Here is a 16,708-nt window from a genome sequence, read left to right as displayed (position 1 = left end):
GGGTAAAGGTCGTATTTTCAATATTGATTGCGCTGTCAGCTTGGATCGTGGTGAGTGGCAAGGCGAGTTTACGCTGTAATTTGTCCGCAAGTTTTTCATCAACACGAACTACCTTAAGCGTTTTTTTATCAGCACTCACATACGCAGTTTGAGTGGCCTCGCGATTTTCGCCAAAACTGGCGGTTCGATCTAACAAACTGGCTAATAATTTTAGATCGTCAAAAGTGGTACTATGACTGGTATCCACTTGATTTTTCTGATCTAACTCTTGCGCAAATTGTTGTAATTTTTCAGTGAAAATTAAGCCTTCTCGTTTATGCGTTTCGTTACCAACAGTAATGCTTGAAAGATTGCCATTTAATTGGGTTTTTAATTCATTTTCAGAAAGATTGGTTTTGGCTAGCAAGGCATTTTTTTGTTCTTCAATGACTTGGCTTGCGATCTTGCTGATTTCATCAGGTTTTAAGAAAACCAAATTGCCAGCATCAATCTGTGCTTTAATTTGTTCCGCAATTTTTGCATTAACAGGATCAAGTTGGGTACCAAGATGCGTTTCCACATTACTCACATTATTTTCTTTCTCTAAGTAATTAATGGTTAAAATCGGTTTTTGGTATGCCATTTGTAGGGCTGGCTTTCTTAGATTTGAAGCTAATTCTGCACCGCCAGCGCTTGCTTGATAATCTTGATAAGCGCCTTTTGCTAAAATCTCAAACATGCCATTTTTCTGATAAATATAGAGATTTCCATCCGCACTTTGCAGCCCCTGATCCACTTTTTTCGCTGTTTTTAACGTGTAATCACTGTCGGTATAATATACATCACCTTTTTCATCTAAAGCTAATTCATTCTTTTTAAAGCGATTATTGTATTGATTATTTTGCACATTGGCTTTTTTAACATTAGTAAGTGCGGTAATTTTTCCGCTAATTTTTACCCCATCACCTTCCGCTTTGCCTACTTGCGTAATGGTTAATTCTGCGCCACTGGTATGATTTTTCCCATAACGAATATCAGAGTTATTGCCTAAAAGAATTTTTCCACCTTCAATAGCAATGCTGTTAGCTTCCAAAATGCCGTTATTATTAATGGCAATATCTTTTGCCATTTCTTTGCCTTTTGCGGTAAGTTCAATGCGATCATTGGACAAAATAACGCCATCATTTTCAATTAAGCTAGCCATTTCATTGCCAGTAAGCACAACGTTAAAATTATCTAAATCAAGAGTGAAATTTTCACCCGTTGCCAAAAGCACCGTTTTATTTTGTATTTGAATGCGCTCTAATTCCCCCCAGTAATTGGCTTGTGCCTTTTCTGATGCTTTGCCTGTAAGATTCAGCGTTCCGTGATTTTTCACCTTATCGCCCAGCAAAATAATGGCGTCTTGTGCATTAATTGTGACTTGGTTGATGATTTCACCTTCTTGCTGTTTTTTTCTTGTAAAAGCAACAGTATCGCCACCATATCGTGATTTTTCACTGATTTTCTCTACATCTTTTGTGGTGGCTAGAATCGCGCCTACATTAACTTGCGCATCTTTGGTAAAAATAATGCCATTTGGGTTGGCAAGAAAAACGCGTCCATTGGCACTGAGCTTGCCCTGAATGGTAGAAACATCCGCCCCAGTAACGCGATTATAAGCAATACTACTTGAACTAGGCTGCTGAAATTCAACGCTAGCTTGGCGACCAATATCAAAACTGTCCCAATTAATCGAAACGCGATCAGAATTTTGTTTAATTGTCATCGCATTATTTTGTGTATTAATTTGAGCTTCACCCTGTACAATTTGATGCCCTTTAGGTAAGGCATTCGGATCAAGTTGTGCAGCAAGACTTGTTGATGAAAGAATCGCAAGAGAAATGAGACTAAGTTGTTGTGCGGATTTCATTTTTTCTCCTTATCTGATTAGAATAATTTTAGCAATGACAAGCCAATTTGGTGTTCTTTCTCTTTTTCAAGACGTGCGCCAATCGGTTTTGCATAGTAAAAAGAAAGACTGTAATTGTTTGGCGAAAAGAGTTGTAAGCCAGCACCAACAGATTGCAATTTAATGTGATTATGTTGTTCTGGGCGTTGCTCGTATGCTTGAATTTTGTGGTATTTTTTACCTGCACTAAAATCGTAAAATAGCGAGCTGACAAGCAAAGAATCTTGCAACAGCGGTTGATAATGTTTCAGATTAATTTGCGAAAGAATGCCATCGCTGATTGACGCAACACCAGTTCGATAACCTCTCACCCCATTAGTGCCGCCAAGTAACATTTTTTGATTGCTAGAAATATTTCTATCTGCCATTTGCCCTTTAATACTCGCTTCAATGGCAAAGTCTTTTGGTAGCATTTGTTCGTGCGCAATTTCAGCATTGACCAAGGTAAATTTATTGCTTGCTTGCCAATCTATCGGGCTATTTTGCCAAGCTTCGGTGCTATGGTTATTTTCTCGTCCAACAGTTGCCCCAAGATTGAAATAGGTGGTGCCACGCGCAAAACTATTCCATACCCCGTTGAATGAAAGATTGATAAGATTAATTTTTGCAATATTTTCAATAGGTTGTGGAATTCCTTGCGCATCGCGGATACGGCTATGACTAAAGGTTAATTTAGTATTCAAATGAAAATTAGGTTGGCGAATAGTCGGGTGTAAAATGTAAGCGCCTAGGGTTTGGTTATTCCCTTTTGCATCAAGTGCGGTGAAATTTTTGCCTAATTTATAGTGTAGATAAGAACCAAATACCCCAAATCTTGTGCCGTAGCCATCAATGATCCACGAATATTCAGCACGAATATTTTTCAACCGAGCATTTTGTGAACTGAGTAAATCAAGATTAAACTGATCCCCCATTCCTGCTAAATTCAACATTTTTATTCCCGCACTTAGACGATATTTGCCAGTTTCAGACGTGCCTTGGTTGTCAGTGAAAAAATAACCTTGCCATAGTTTGCTGTCTTTTAGCTGAATATTAACATCTGCACTACCTCTATTTTGTCCTGCTTGAATCCCTAACTGTGCGTTGATACCAGGTACTTCATTGAGTAATAACGATAATTTTTCAACTTCACTTTGTGCTAAGTAGGGCTGTGAATTCACGCTGGTATTTGCCATTCTTTGATCAAAATTAGTCTTAAAACGACTTTGATTGTCAATACGAACCTCACCAACATTACCTAGCATTAAACCAATAATAACACGTTGATTTTCAATGGTTTGTTGGGGTAAATAAGCACGTGCAACAAGATAATTATGCTGACGATAATAAAGGGTAATCTGACGCGTTAGTTCATTTAGATCAGCCAACGTAATTGGGCGATTCAAGTAAGGAGAAATGAGTGTAGAAAGATCCTCATTAATTGGCGTGTCTAAGCCTTGCTCTGAGAGTATTTTTACCTCAATTTCTTTTAATTCAAAATGCAGATCACCTGCTTGTTGCGGTACGTTGGATAGATTGCTATTAAACATTTCCCCAGCTGGTTTAGCCAAGTGCGGTGTATTTTGGTTGAGTTCTTTGGAAAGCACGGCGGATTGTTGTAACTGCTGTTGAAAATCTGTACTTTGAGCAAGTGAAATAGCAGGTAAAAATCCCAATCCATAAATTAAGCAATTGATTTTACGCATAAAATTCCTTGTTTGTGGCGCATACTGTGTTTTAGGTAGGATTGGAGTTACATAAATGAAAATCATTATCAATAACATTGACAATCCTTTTTTGCCTTTTTAAGATAAGCGAAATTTTTTTGGAAATGACAACTTATCAACAACAAAAAGGATAAAAAACACTTATGAAAATGAAGTTTTCACCGCTGTATCTCGCACTAGCATCAACGATTTGCACGACTATTTGTAGCACGGCTTATGCCACAGAGCAGTTAGAACAAATTAACGTTCAAGCGTTGCGCGATCCCACGCAATACACTAAAGATCAAGCAAATATCGTCATTTTAAATCGATCTCAATTAGATACTTTACAGCCTGCTAGCGTAGCGGAAGCCTTATCGACACAAGCGAATGTGGAGATTGCAGGCGGTTCGCGAACACTGGCACAAAACCCAGCTATTCGTGGTTTAAGTGGAACAAGAGTGGTTCAGGTGGTAGATGGCGTGCGACAAAATTTTAATTTAGAGCATCGTGGATCTTATTTCTTACCAACCAGTATGTTAAGCGAAGTTGAAGTGGTGAAAGGGCCTGCAAGTACCTTGTGGGGCAGTGGCGCATTAGGCGGTGTGGTGGCAATGCGAACCTTGAACGCCTTTGACTTGCTCAGACCCAACGAAACTTGGGGTGCATTGATCAAGCAAGGCTATCATTCGGCGGATTCTGGTTCACAAAGTGAATTGGCTGTTTATGGCGCAAATGGTCAGTTTGATTGGTTAATTCAAGGATTTTACAATAAAAATAAAGACTTACGTTTAGGTAAGGATTTAGGCAAATTACCGCATAGCGAACTCACTCAGCAAGGTGGCTTAGTTAAAGCAGGTTGGCAAATAAATGATCATCATCGTTTAGAATTAAACCTGCGCGGCACGCAAAGTAAACAAACTGCGCCAGCTAATAATGAGATGTATGAGCCTTATACGCCGAATGATTTTGTTGCAGAAGTAGGGAAAATTTATGCTAGCGGTGGCAAGCCTGATTATGGCAAAGCTGGCGGTATCGCTGATCTTTCTGCACAAAAAGTAAAAGATCGTTCTGCGTCATTGCGTTATCTTTTCAATCCAGATTCCCGATTGGTGAATGGTGAATTAACGTTGTATATCAATGATACTAAAGAAACCGAAACCAATCTTCGCACAGGCACCAATGATGAAACTCATTATAAAACCACGGGGTTTAACTTGCGTAATGCCTCAGAGTTTGATCGTGTAGCCTTGATTTATGGGGTAGATTTTTATCAAGACAGAGTAAAAACAAAACGCGAGAAAAAAGCGCAAGACGGCACTTGCACTAACGCGACCTCGCCTCGTTGCCGTGATTATTCTACTGCCAATTATCGCCCAAATCCTTATGATGCAAAAGCCAATGTGTGGGGCGCTTATTTACTCAGTCATATTAATCTCAGCGACAATTTAGTGCTTTCGCCAGCGCTACGTTTTGATAGCTACCAGAGTTCAGAAAAACAAAGCCAAAGTTATCGTAAAAACCACTTATCCCCTTCTGTTACTTTGGATTATCGTGCCACACCTTGGTTGAATTTAAGCGCAAAATATGCAGAAGCATTCCGCGCCCCAAGTCTGCAAGAACGTTATATTTCAGGTCATCATTTCGGTTTTAAAGGAATGGCGGAAGCGGTATTTGTGGAAAATACCGTTCTCAAAGCTGAAGTGGCGAAAAATAAAGAATTGAGCGCCAAATTCCACTGGCAAGATTTGTGGACAGCGCAAGATAAGTTCAGCGTCACCGCAACGGTTTTCCAAAATGATGTAAAAGATTTTATTGAATTACAGCAAATTGGAATGATACGCCAAACACGCACATTGCAATTCCAATATCGTAACGTACAAAACGCGCGTTTAAGAGGGGCAGAACTTGCAGCCCATTACGAAACGCCACGTTGGTCGGCGGATCTTCAGTATGGCGTATTGCGTGGTAAAGATCGCCAAACGGGTGAAGCGTTGGAAAATATCAATGCGGATAAAATTATTCTTGCGGCATCTTATGCGCTTGTGCCAGAAACCTTCACCATTGGGGTAAAAGTGCGCCACTATTTTGCGCAAAAACGTGTACCTACATCGCATAATGGGCATTATCCGTCTTATACCTTAACGGATATTACCGCTAGCTATGCGCCACAAAAAGGCGAATGGTCAAATTTACGCATTGATTTTGCGGTGGAAAATCTTTTCGATAAAGCCTACACCCCAGCTTTCAGCTTAACCCCTGAAGCAGGGCGCAATGTCAAAGTATCGTTAGCTTATCAATTCTAATTTGGAGGATAAACAATGATACAACAACAAATTGCACAGGCATTGGCAGATAATCCTGATTTGCACACCCTTGATCTTGCTGCACAACTCAAGGTGAAAGAAGGAAAAATAATCCAAAATTTACCCCCGCACTTTATTCATCTTTATAACGGAAGTGCGGTGGAATTGCTGGCAGAAATTCATACTTGGGGCAACGTGGTTACCATTGTGGAAAAAGCGGGATCGATTTTTGAAATCAGCGGCGTGTTTCCCCAAGGACAATTTGGTTACGGCTATTTCAATCTCAATATGAAAAGAGAAGCAGGCATTGCCTTACACGGACATTTACAGTTAGACAAAGTGAAGCACATTGTTTTGTTGAGCAAACCGTTCCGCGGTAAAGAAAGTTATGCCATCGCATTCATTACTGATGAAGATGAGGTGCTATTTAAAATTTATCTTGGGCGTGATGAGCAACGCCAGCTCATTCCCGAGCAAGTTTCAAAATTTAACCAGTTAAAAAATAAGGATAATTTATGCTAGATCGCCAACAACGTTTAAATCAACGCCTTACTCCAGAAATTCAGGCCTTAAAACAGCAATGCAAAACCTTGTTGTTGGCCACAGTTGATGAAAATGGCATTCCCAATGTGAGCTACGCCCCTTTTGCCGAAGGGGAGCAAGGCTACTACATTTTTATTTCCACCATTGCCAAGCACGCACGAAATCTAAAAAATAATGGCAAGGTTTCCATTATGCTTATTGAAGATGAAAGCGACAGCCGTCAAATTTTTGCTCGCCATCGCTTAACCGCTGATGCGCAAGTTGTGGAAGTGGCGAGGGATTCTGAGCAGTGGCAAATTGGCACGGAATTATTGCAAAATCGCCACGGCAAGGTGATGCAAGAATTGGTTCAATTCCAAGATTTTTCGCTATTTCATTTGATCCCACAGCAAGGATTATTCGTTAAAGGTTTTGGTCAAGCCTTCCAAGTTACACCGAATAATCAGGTTGATGTGGTGCATTTAGATCAAGGTCATATCGAACAGCACTAAGCCAAAAATAATGAAAAAAGCCCCGCACTTTATTTGGCGGGGTTTTTATTATGCAGAAAAAGAGCGGTGAAAAATCTTGAAATTTTCTACCGCTCTTTGTATTAGAGTAATTTAGTTGTTGGATTATTTCACCAACCCACCGCTGGCTTGGAGATCTGCGTGGTAAGAAGAACGCACGAAAGGCCCGCAGGCGGCGTGTTCAAAGCCCATTTCGTTGGCTTTATCACGGAACTCATCAAATTCTTCAGGCGGAACATAGCGCGCGACTGGTAAATGATGACGGCTTGGTTGCAAATATTGCCCCAGTGTAAGCATTGTTACGCCGTTGGCGCGTAAATCTTGCATCACTTGTAAGATTTCTTCGTTGGTTTCGCCTAAGCCCACCATTAAGCCTGATTTGGTTGGAATATCAGGGAACATTGCTTTGAATTCACGCAATAATTTGAGCGACCATTCATAATCTGCCCCTGGCCGAATATCACGATACAAGCGTGGCACATTTTCCAAATTGTGGTTGAACACATCTGGTGGATTATCTTTTAATTTTTCTAGCGCTTGTTCGATGCGTCCACGGAAATCAGGCACAAGGATTTCAATTTTTATCCCCGGATTAAGCGCGCGGATTTCTTTCACACATTCCGCGAAGTGGCCTGCACCACGGTCAGGCAGATCATCGCGATCCACCGACGTGATCACCACATAACGTAATCTCATATCCTGAATAGTTTCGGCTAATTTGCGAGGCTCATCAGGATCAGGCGGTAAAGGCTTGCCGTGTGCCACATCACAGAATGGACAACGACGGGTACAGATCGCCCCTAAAATCATAAAGGTTGCCGTGCCGTGGTTAAAACATTCGTGCAGGTTAGGGCAAGAGGCTTCTTCACACACAGAATGCAAGCCGTGGCGGCGCATTCCATTTTTGATGCTATCAATTTTTGCTGAATTGGCTGGCAGTTTGATTTTCATCCACTCAGGCTTTTTCAATAAAGGCTGGTTGGGATCGATATTTTTTACTGGGATAATGGAAGTTTTTGCGGCATCACGATATTTTACGCCACGTTCCATTTTAAAAGGCGTTGCCATTAACGCTCCTATTTTTGTTAAGAATTTGTTACGGAATTATACCCCAATAATTGGGTGAAGTGTGTAACTAATTTGGGCGAAACCTTGTCTGGCTGTGCTTCTTCTTGCGGGATAAAATCTGCCATTTGACACATTTCAAGCCCGGCATAACCACAGGGGTTAATGTATAAGAAAGGCGTAAGATCCATATTGATATTTAGTGCTAAACCGTGGAAAGAACAGCCTTTGCGAATGCGTAAACCGAGCGAGCAGATTTTTTTGCCGTCCACATACACCCCTGGTGCATCGGCTTTGGGATAGCCTTCAATGCCGTAATCTGCCAGCGTTTGTACCACCGATTGTTCAAGGGCGGTAACCAGCTGGCGTACATTGAGATCTTTGCCTTGCGCTTTCAGGCGTTTAATGTCGATCAACACATACATAACTTGCTGACCCAATCCGTGATAGGTGATTTGTCCGCCACGATCTGACTGCACAACAGGGATCGCGCTTTGTTGCAATAAATGTTCAGGCTTGCCCGCTGAGCCTTGGGTGAACACCGCAGGGTGCTGAACGAGCCAGATTTCATCTTGGGTATTTTCATCACGATTATCAGTAAATTGCTGCATTTTATGCCAAATTTCTTGATAATCTTGCACGCCAAGTTGGCGGATAATAATGGATTGGGTCATCGCCTTTACCTTATTGTTTATGCAGATTAAAGCACCATTCTTACGCCGTTAATTTTGGCAAGTTCGCTATAAAGGGTTTCCACTTGCTCAATATTTTCAGCCACAATATCCACTGAAATGGATTTGTATGTGCCTTTTCCGCTGACATTTTCACGCGGATTATAATCACCTTTGGCATATTTTTGTACCACAGCGATCACATCATCGGCTAAATCAGGTCGGTTAGCTCCCACCACTTTAAAGGTGAAATCACAAGGGAATTCAAGAAGATCTTTAAGTTGCTTTTGTGGAATATCTTCAAGTTTTACGACTTTTTCTTGTTCTGCCATTTTTTGTCCTCAAATTTGTTAAAAATTTAGACCGCACTTTGTTTAGTGCGGCCATTTGAGCTTTAGATTGGGAAGATTTTACCAATTTCAAGTTTAGCTGAATAAACTTTTTACAGTTAGCACTAACCAATCCCAGATTTTGCCGAAGAAACCGCCTTCTTCAACATTGTTCATTACTTGTAAATCTACTTTAGCAATGTCTTTACCATCAAGCTGATAGGTGATTTTGCCCACCACTTGGCCTTTCGCCAATGGCGCTTCAAGGTATTTTTTGTCTAAATCATAACGGGCTTTCACTTCCGCTTGGCGACCTTTTGGCAAGGTGATAAATTGATCTTGCAACACGCCAAGTTGCACTTTGCTGTTATCGCCATAATAAACGCTTTGTTCAGAAACGGTTTTGTTGGCTTCTAAGGCTTTGAAGGTTTCAAAGTTAGCAAATCCCCATTGCAATAATTTTTTGCTTTCAATTTCACGGCCTTTGTAAGTTGGTACGCCCATCACCACCGAAATTAAACGCATATTGCCGTTGCCCAATGCAGAAGCTACAAGGTTGTAGCCGGCTTTGTCGGTATGCCCTGTTTTCATACCATCAACTTTCAGGGTTTTATCCCACAACAAGCCATTGCGGTTTGGTTGGCGAATTTTGTTGAAAGTGAATTCTTTTTCCGCATAGATTTTATATTCTTCAGGTAAATCACGAATGATATGTGCACCAATTAATGCCATATCACGGGCGGAAGAATATTGATTTTCATCATCTAAGCCGTGTACGGTGGTGAAATGGGTATTTTTTAGACCAAACTGCTCCACATATTTATTCATTGCATTGATGAAATTTTGTGTTGAGCCTGAAACGTGTTCCGCCATTGCCACGCAAGCATCATTGCCCGATACCACAATGATCCCGCGATTAAGATCGGCAACGGAAACCTGTTGGTTTAAATTTAGGAACATTTTTGATGAACCTGGGAAGTTTTTACCCCACGCACTTTCGCCAATGGTCACCATATCCGTATCGTGGATTTTGCCTTGTTTTAACGCATCGCCCACTACATAGCTTGTCATCATTTTTGTGAGTGAAGCTGGGTATTGGCGTTGATCAGGGTTAAATGCTGCTAACACCGCACCAGAATTGTAATCCATTAAAATATAGGTTTGCGCATTCAGTTGTGGTGCGGCAATGCCATATTGAATATCTTCTGCCATTACAGAATGGCTTGCGCATAATGTAGCAGTGATAAGGGCAAATTTGGTTTTTTTAAGCATATGTTTAAACATAATTTATTACGTCCTAAATAGAGTTAAATTTATTTGTGACTATAAATAATCACTGGCTTAGTGCCATTTAATTTATGAAGTTTGGCTTTAAATTGTTGTGCTTCACGTTTAGTTTTAAATGGCCCAAAGGAAATACTGTGAGATTTTTTATTTGAGTCAATTTTTGTTTTGACTTTTAAGCGTTTGGCTTGTTTCACCATTTGTATTGCTTGTTTGTAGGTTAAGTTTAGCATTTTTACTTTATAACCTGAAAAATCGGTGTCAGAAAGCACCGCACTTTGTTTTGCGGATAGATCCAAACGCTTTGCTGCTTCTGGTGTTTTCGCCATTTTAGCAAGGCTGTGCGTTCCCGCGCCGAGAATTTTCCCTTTATGATTAACGTGCAGCGCCTCAACGCGAACTTGTCCAACACCACGATGAATAATCCCCAGTTCTTTTGCGGCAACAAGGGAAAGATCGATAATTCTTCCTTTTATAAAAGGCCCACGATCGTTGATTTTTACGATCACTTTTCTACCGTTGTGTAAATTGGTGACCAAGGCGTAAGAATTTAATGGCAGAGTTTTGTGTGCTGCCGTATAGCGATTAGGATCATAATATTCGCCATTGGAGGTTTTACGCCCTGAAAATTTTTGGTGGTAGTAACTTCCTCCCCCTGTTTTGGCGTAGTGCTTAGCCGTACTCGGGTGCTTGGTGGTGTAACTGACGCCATTGACCACATAGGTGTGGGTCTTATCAGACATTTTTTGGTGCACCAGTTTAGGGCCTTTCACCCCATATAATTTTTGCGTTTCAGCATTGCTATTCACACTTGCTAGTGTGAGTAGAAATGCCAAACTCAGCTTAATTATTTGTGTTAATTTCATTTCGATTATTCACTTTAGTTAAAATTTTGTTGGAATGTTAAGAACAATAAATTCTTAGTTAGTTCCCCTAAAGAAATGTTCTTTATGGCTATGAATGGACATAATCAAGCCAAAACCTGCCATTAATGTAACAAAAGACGTCCCACCATAGCTCATTAATGGGAGTGGCACGCCCACCACAGGCAAAATGCCGCTCACCATGCCAATATTCACAAAAACATAAACAAAGAAGATCAGCGTTAATGCCCCAACAAGGGTACGACCGAAAGCATTTTGTGCTTCAACGCCAATCACCAAACCTCTTGCCACAATAAATAAATAAAGGCACATCAAAACGGCGAAACCAACCATTCCGTGTTCTTCACTTAATACGGCAAAGATAAAATCGGTATGGGGTTCAGGCAAAAATTCTAGCTGAGATTGTGTGCCTTGCATCCAACCTTTGCCCCAAATACCACCCGAACCAATGGCAATTTTTGATTGCAAAATATGATAACCTGCCCCAAGGGGATCTTTTTCTGGATCAAGTAAGGTTAGCACCCTTGTGCGTTGATAATCGTGCATTAGGTAAAACCACATTATAGGGATAAAACCAGCTAGCCCAATCACCGCAATTAAAATCAGCCACCAGCTCATTCCAGCCAGAAAAACAACGAAAATTCCAGACGCACTTACCAGAATTGATGTGCCTAAATCAGGCTGAATGGCAACCAATAGGGTAGGCACAATAATAATAAAGAGTGCGATAAAGGTGTGTTTTAAGGTGGGAGGAAGCGGACGTTTGCCTAAATACACCGCCACCATTAATGGCACGGCCAGTTTGACGATTTCCGAAGGCTGAAAACGAAATAAGCCGAGATCTAACCAACGCTGTGCGCCTTTACTGGTTGTTCCCACCAAATCCACTAGAATCAGCAATACTATGCCCACACCAAATAAATAAGGGGCAATGCCCTGATAAAAACGCGGGGAAAGTTGTGCCATAACAAACATCACCACAAAGCCAAGGGTAACTTGAATGATACGGTTGCGGAACATCACTTCATTGCCACCAGAAGCGCTATATAGCACGAATAATCCATAGGCGGAAATCATTACAAGACCAAGAAATAGCCAGAAATCAATGTGTAAACGCTGCCACAAGCCGAGCCAGATTTTCCTTTTACTCATTATTCTGTTTCCTCTTGTTGGGGTTGAGCTTCGTTCTGTTTATTTTCCATTTGGTTTACTTGTGGAAGCCGTTGATTAAGATAATAATCCATAATTTTTCTTACCACGGGGCCGGCGTTGCTACCGCCACCGCCTGCATTTTCTAAAATGATAGAAACCACAATTTTCGGGTCTTCATAAGGGGCATAGCCGATAAACCACGCGTGATCGTGTAATTCTTTGCTCAGTGATTTGGCGTTATAGGTTTGGTTTTCTTTTAAGCTGAAAACCTGTGCTGTGCCTGATTTTCCTGCAACGTGATAGTTCGTGCCAGCAAAGGCTTTACGCCCTGTCCCATTGCTCGCATTAATTACGTTATACATACCGCGTTTGGCTTGCGCCCAATAGCTATCATTGGCTTTAATATCGGGATATAAAAAAGGATCTTGGTAAGGTTCAAAGAAAGAGCCTTCCACCCCTTTCATTAAGTGCGGTGTATTTACCTTGCCATTATTAATTAAGATAGCTAAGGCCTTTGCCACTTGCAATGGCGTTGCTGTCCAATAGCCTTGCCCAATGCCCACGGAAATGGTATCACCCTGTAGCCAAGGTTTTTTATAGCGTTTTTGTTTCCACTCGCGCGAAGGCATAATTGCTGAGGTTTCTTCCCGAATATCTAAACCTGTTGGCAGACCAAAACCAAAGGCTTTCATCCAACCAGAAAGTTTATCAATCCCCATATTGTAAGCGAGCTGATAAAAGTAGGTATCGGAAGATTCGGTAATCGCTTTATTGAGATCTGTATAGCCGTGGCCTGATTTTTTCCAGTCACGGAAACGTTTGGTGCTATTTGGCAACATCCAATAGCCCGGATCAAACACCGTTGTGCTTGGCGTGATCAAGGCTTCTTGCAAACCAGCTACCGCAATAAACGGTTTTACCGTAGAAGCTGGCGGATAAGCCCCTTGCGTAACACGGCTATAAAGCGGACGCTCAGGATCTTCAAGCAGGCGTTTGTAATCTTTACCTGAAATGCCATCAACGAAAAGGTTATTATCATAACTTGGCGTTGAAACCATCGCTAAAATGCTGCTGTCTTTTGGATCTAGCACCACCACCGCGCCTTTATGTCCCGCTAACAGATCAGTGATATAACGTTGCAATTCTAAATCAATGGTGAGATGAATGCTTTTACCCGCTACTGCAGGCTGTTCGCGCAATTTACGGATCACCTTACCACGGTTGTTAATTTCTACTTCTTCAAAGCCCACTTCACCGTGTAATTGTTCTTCGTAATAGCGTTCAATACCGAGCTTGCCGATATTGTGCGAGCCAGCATAATTGGCGTATTTGTCTTCTTTTTTCAGGCGTTCCACATCTTTATCATTAATTTTTGCCACATAACCTAAAATATGGGTGAGCGGTTCGCCGTACAAATAATGACGTTTAAAATAAGGTTTAACGGATAAACTCGGGAATTGATGCTGATTTACCGCAAAACGTGCGATCTGTTCTTCGGTGAGATCAGGCTTGAGTAAAATAGACGTATAGCGCGAAGAACGGCGGCGTTCTTTCTTAAAATTCGCAATATCGTCTTCATTTAAACCCACCATTTGCTTGAGCTGTTCAAAAGTGCGGTCTAAATTTTCCACTTTTTCTGGCACGATATATAAGCCAAAAAAGGTGAGATTTTCGGCAAGCAATTTGCCATAGCGATCGTAAATCAAACCGCGTGTTGGTGGCAGCGGCAATAATTTGATACGGTTACCGTTAGAACGGGTTTGATAAGTGTCATAATTGACGATTTGCAGATGATATAAATTGGTGAGCAAAATTGCAGACAGCCCAAGCACGCCTAAAAAAGACACTAAGGCGCGGCGAATAAACAGGTTACGCTCCGCTTTTTTATCGCGGATCGGCTCCATTGTTGGCTGAGAAAGCAATTTCTTTAAATCCATTGATTACTCTCGATGATAAGGGTGATTGGTAGTAATCGACCAAGCACGATACAAACTCTCTGCCACCACCACGCGCACTAAAGGGTGGGGTAAGGTTAAAGGGGAAAGCGACCAGCTTTGTTCGGCGGCAGCTTTACATTCTGGCGATAAACCTTCAGGCCCGCCGATGAGCAAACATAAATCCCGTCCATCATTTTTCCACCCCTCTAGCTGTTGTGCCAGTTGTTCGGTTGTCCAAGGTTTACCGGGAATGTCTAAGGTAACAATCTTATTGCGCCCACAAGCCGCCAGCATTGTTTTGCCTTCTTGATCCAAAATGCGTTTAATATCTGCATTTTTGCCACGTTTTCCCGCGGGAATTTCGATTAGCTCAAAAGGCATATCCTTTGGGAAACGGCGTTGATATTCTTCAAAGCCTGTGGTTACCCAAGCAGGCATTTTTGTGCCTACCGCAATTAATTGGATTTTCATTTAGCCCCAAAGTTTCTCTAATTGATACATTTCACGGCTGTCTGCTTGCATAATATGCACCATCGCTTGCCCGAAATCGACCACCACCCAATCTGCAGTGGCTTTGCCCTCTTCACCAAAAGATTCAAAACCTGCTTGTTTGCTTTCATCAATCAGTTTTTGCGCCAAAGAACTAATATGGCGGCTTGATGTGCCTGTGCAAATAATCATATTGTCCGTTACGCTTGATTTGCCTTGCACATCTAAATGCAAAATATCAACGGCTTTTAAATCGTCTAATTTGTTAATTAAAAAATCTACTAATGTTGTCATACGAAATATTATCGCTCATTAAATTTGTGTGTTAAAAATCCGTCAATTCTATCACGAGATAAAACAGAAATAATAGAAAAAATCACCGCACTTTTCTTGTTTATGCTTTGTTTATAAAAGTGCGGTGGAATTTTGGCGATTTTTTGAGATTAATAACACTTTTTAAAATTGCGTTTATTATTTTGATAGTGGCTTTGCCCAGTGCGTTTGCGGTAAGGTTTTGGCAAATCACTGAGTAGCGCTTGCGGATCATATTGGCTCACTGGAATGGAGTGGCCAATATATTCTTCAATGGCAGGTAAATTCATTGCATATTCTTCACAAGCAAAACTAATGGAAACGCCACTTTCGCCTGCGCGCCCTGTACGTCCAATGCGATGCACATAATCTTCGCGATCATCAGGCAAATCATAGTTGAAAACGTGCGTAACATCAGGAATATGTAAGCCACGCGCAGCAACATCAGTCGCCACTAAAATATCCAATTGACCTGAGGTAAATTGTTGCAACAAAGCAAGGCGTTTTTTCTGCGCAACATCACCAGTTAGCAAGCCAACACGGTGTCCATCAGCGGCTAAATAGCCCCAAATTTCTTCACAGCGATGTTTGGTGTTGGCGAAAATAATGCAACGCTCTGGCCATTCTTCTTCCAACAACGTCATTAATAACGCCATTTTGTCTTGGTTAGACGGATAAAACAGTTCTTCTTTAATGCGGTGGCCTGTTTTTTGCAGTGGCTCAACTTCCACATATTCAGGATCATTCATATCTTCAAAGGCAAGCTCACGCACTTTATAAGAAAGGGTAGCGGAAAAGAGCATTGTTAAGCGTTCAGCAGGGGGCGGACATTTTCTCAGTAAGTAGCGAATATCCTTGATAAAACCCAGATCGAACATTCGATCTGCTTCATCTAGCACCACCACTTCAATATCCGTTAAGCGAATAATGCCTTGTTTGACGTAATCAATCACGCGTCCTGTTGTACCAATTAAAATATCAATGCCTTGCTCAATCACTTTAAGCTGTTTATCGTAGCCATCGCCCCCATAAGCTAGTCCCATTTTTAGCCCTGTGGCTTGTGAGAGCGCCGCGCCATCATTGCTAATTTGCACGGCAAGCTCGCGCGTGGGCGCTAAAATTAACGCACGCGGTTGCGTGGCATTATGCTGCGAATTTTCGCTTAATAAATGATGAAAGGTGGCGGTGAGAAAGGCCATTGTTTTGCCTGTGCCTGTTTGCGCTTGCCCTGCTACATCACGCCCTGCAAGGGTGATAGGCAAAGAAAGGGCTTGGATTGGCGTGCAGTATTCAAAACCGTTTTTTTCTAAACACTGTAATACGCTTGGATTTAGTGGTAAATCAGCAAAACGTTGCTGAGTTAAATGATCATTTTGCATAGTTATCTGACTATTTTCGATTTTATGAGAAAAAATTGTGCTAAGCATAGCACGAAGGACAGAAATCCCCAAAAATTCTTCTTTTCTCTCTTCTTTGTCTGTAAAAAAGAGAATAAATAAAGGGTGGTTGAAAATGTAGCATTTATTGTTCTTTTTTATTGCTTTTTAGCTTGTTTTGTATCAAGAATAAATTACCCCGTTATGCTTAGAAAAGGCAAATTATCTAGGCTTTT

Annotated in this window: 15 protein-coding genes; 3 read left to right on the top strand and 12 right to left on the bottom strand. The window is 41.3% G+C overall.

Annotated elements, in window-relative coordinates:
- A partial coding sequence (locus ACNAV8_RS05210; protein ID WP_415777337.1) for a two-partner secretion domain-containing protein occupies nt 1-1,891 on the bottom strand: 1,891 nt, incomplete at its 3' end.
- Nucleotides 1,892-1,908: 17 nt separating this feature from the next.
- A complete protein-coding gene (locus tag ACNAV8_RS05205) occupies nt 1,909-3,615 on the bottom strand; it encodes a ShlB/FhaC/HecB family hemolysin secretion/activation protein (protein WP_415777336.1) in 1,707 nt (568 codons plus the stop codon).
- Between the two features lie 164 nt (nt 3,616-3,779).
- Between ACNAV8_RS05205 and ACNAV8_RS05200 the strand changes: the two genes are divergently transcribed.
- From ACNAV8_RS05200 to hutZ, 3 genes are read left to right on the top strand one after another with little or no spacing between them, the layout of a single operon-like run.
- Nucleotides 3,780-5,921: a TonB-dependent hemoglobin/transferrin/lactoferrin family receptor gene (locus ACNAV8_RS05200; protein WP_415777335.1), complete on the top strand. Its 2,142-nt coding sequence runs from the start codon at nt 3,780-3,782 to the stop codon at nt 5,919-5,921.
- 15 nt (nt 5,922-5,936) lie between these two features.
- The gene (gene hutX / locus ACNAV8_RS05195; RefSeq protein ID WP_103853964.1) at nt 5,937-6,443 is read left to right on the top strand and encodes a heme utilization cystosolic carrier protein HutX; all 507 of its coding nucleotides are present in this window, start codon (nt 5,937-5,939) and stop codon (nt 6,441-6,443) included.
- Nucleotides 6,437-6,955 (top strand): heme utilization protein HutZ, encoded by a 519-nt coding sequence (gene hutZ / locus ACNAV8_RS05190; protein WP_415777334.1) that lies wholly within the window; start codon nt 6,437-6,439, stop codon nt 6,953-6,955. The genes hutX and hutZ overlap by 7 nt, the downstream gene beginning before the upstream one ends.
- A gap of 123 nt (nt 6,956-7,078) precedes the next feature.
- On the opposite strand, the gene lipA is transcribed toward hutZ, so the two are convergent.
- From lipA to rhlB, 10 genes are all read right to left on the bottom strand, one after another.
- On the bottom strand, nt 7,079-8,041 hold the full coding sequence (gene lipA / locus ACNAV8_RS05185; protein ID WP_415777332.1) for a lipoyl synthase: 963 nt from the start codon (nt 8,039-8,041) through the stop codon (nt 7,079-7,081).
- Nucleotides 8,042-8,058: 17 nt separating this feature from the next.
- The gene (gene lipB / locus ACNAV8_RS05180; RefSeq protein ID WP_103853967.1) at nt 8,059-8,712 is read right to left on the bottom strand and encodes a lipoyl(octanoyl) transferase LipB; all 654 of its coding nucleotides are present in this window, start codon (nt 8,710-8,712) and stop codon (nt 8,059-8,061) included.
- Between the two features lie 26 nt (nt 8,713-8,738).
- A complete protein-coding gene (gene ybeD / locus ACNAV8_RS05175; protein ID WP_103855752.1) occupies nt 8,739-9,041 on the bottom strand; it encodes a DUF493 family protein YbeD in 303 nt (100 codons plus the stop codon).
- A 93-nt stretch (nt 9,042-9,134) separates the two neighbouring features.
- Nucleotides 9,135-10,322 (bottom strand): serine hydrolase, encoded by a 1,188-nt coding sequence (locus ACNAV8_RS05170; RefSeq protein ID WP_103855751.1) that lies wholly within the window; start codon nt 10,320-10,322, stop codon nt 9,135-9,137.
- Between the two features lie 29 nt (nt 10,323-10,351).
- Nucleotides 10,352-11,188 (bottom strand): septal ring lytic transglycosylase RlpA family protein, encoded by an 837-nt coding sequence (locus tag ACNAV8_RS05165; RefSeq protein WP_103855750.1) that lies wholly within the window; start codon nt 11,186-11,188, stop codon nt 10,352-10,354.
- 54 nt (nt 11,189-11,242) lie between these two features.
- Nucleotides 11,243-12,358, bottom strand: coding sequence for a rod shape-determining protein RodA (gene rodA, locus ACNAV8_RS05160; RefSeq protein ID WP_103855749.1), 1,116 nt, complete (start codon nt 12,356-12,358; stop codon nt 11,243-11,245).
- Nucleotides 12,358-14,295 carry a penicillin-binding protein 2 gene (mrdA, locus tag ACNAV8_RS05155; RefSeq protein WP_415777331.1) on the bottom strand — a complete coding sequence of 646 codons (1,938 nt, stop codon included), beginning with the start codon at nt 14,293-14,295 and terminating at the stop codon, nt 12,358-12,360. Before mrdA ends, rodA begins: the two co-directional genes overlap by 1 nt.
- Before the next feature lie 3 nt (nt 14,296-14,298).
- Nucleotides 14,299-14,766 carry a 23S rRNA (pseudouridine(1915)-N(3))-methyltransferase RlmH gene (gene rlmH, locus ACNAV8_RS05150; protein ID WP_103855748.1) on the bottom strand — a complete coding sequence of 156 codons (468 nt, stop codon included), beginning with the start codon at nt 14,764-14,766 and terminating at the stop codon, nt 14,299-14,301.
- Nucleotides 14,767-15,078 (bottom strand): ribosome silencing factor, encoded by a 312-nt coding sequence (gene rsfS / locus ACNAV8_RS05145; protein ID WP_103853974.1) that lies wholly within the window; start codon nt 15,076-15,078, stop codon nt 14,767-14,769.
- A gap of 149 nt (nt 15,079-15,227) precedes the next feature.
- Complete coding sequence (gene rhlB / locus ACNAV8_RS05140; RefSeq protein WP_103855747.1) at nt 15,228-16,475, bottom strand: ATP-dependent RNA helicase RhlB; 1,248 nt, start codon at nt 16,473-16,475, stop codon at nt 15,228-15,230.
- Nucleotides 16,476-16,708 lie beyond the last annotated feature (233 nt).

Source organism: Avibacterium endocarditidis, from assembly GCF_965138825.1.
Lineage (GTDB): Bacteria > Pseudomonadota > Gammaproteobacteria > Enterobacterales > Pasteurellaceae > Avibacterium > Avibacterium endocarditidis.
The sequence above is the reverse complement of the archived record's forward strand: the minus strand, read 5'-3'. Positions and strand labels throughout refer to the sequence as shown.

Excerpts from the sequence above, each read along its gene's own strand:
- ACNAV8_RS05200 (WP_415777335.1), top strand. The coding sequence starts at position 3,780 with ATGAAAATGAAGTTTTCACCGCTGTATCTCGCACTAGCATCAACGATT.
- ACNAV8_RS05165 (WP_103855750.1), bottom strand. The coding sequence starts at position 11,188 with ATGAAATTAACACAAATAATTAAGCTGAGTTTGGCATTTCTACTCACA.
- lipA (WP_415777332.1), bottom strand. The coding sequence starts at position 8,041 with ATGGCAACGCCTTTTAAAATGGAACGTGGCGTAAAATATCGTGATGCC.
- rlmH (WP_103855748.1), bottom strand. The coding sequence starts at position 14,766 with ATGAAAATCCAATTAATTGCGGTAGGCACAAAAATGCCTGCTTGGGTA.
- lipB (WP_103853967.1), bottom strand. The coding sequence starts at position 8,712 with ATGACCCAATCCATTATTATCCGCCAACTTGGCGTGCAAGATTATCAA.
- ACNAV8_RS05170 (WP_103855751.1), bottom strand. The coding sequence starts at position 10,322 with ATGTTTAAACATATGCTTAAAAAAACCAAATTTGCCCTTATCACTGCT.
- rodA (WP_103855749.1), bottom strand. The coding sequence starts at position 12,358 with ATGAGTAAAAGGAAAATCTGGCTCGGCTTGTGGCAGCGTTTACACATT.
- hutZ (WP_415777334.1), top strand. The coding sequence starts at position 6,437 with ATGCTAGATCGCCAACAACGTTTAAATCAACGCCTTACTCCAGAAATT.
- ACNAV8_RS05205 (WP_415777336.1), bottom strand. The coding sequence starts at position 3,615 with ATGCGTAAAATCAATTGCTTAATTTATGGATTGGGATTTTTACCTGCT.
- rhlB (WP_103855747.1), bottom strand. The coding sequence starts at position 16,475 with ATGCAAAATGATCATTTAACTCAGCAACGTTTTGCTGATTTACCACTA.
- mrdA (WP_415777331.1), bottom strand. The coding sequence starts at position 14,295 with ATGGATTTAAAGAAATTGCTTTCTCAGCCAACAATGGAGCCGATCCGC.
- ybeD (WP_103855752.1), bottom strand. The coding sequence starts at position 9,041 with ATGGCAGAACAAGAAAAAGTCGTAAAACTTGAAGATATTCCACAAAAG.
- rsfS (WP_103853974.1), bottom strand. The coding sequence starts at position 15,078 with ATGACAACATTAGTAGATTTTTTAATTAACAAATTAGACGATTTAAAA.
- hutX (WP_103853964.1), top strand. The coding sequence starts at position 5,937 with ATGATACAACAACAAATTGCACAGGCATTGGCAGATAATCCTGATTTG.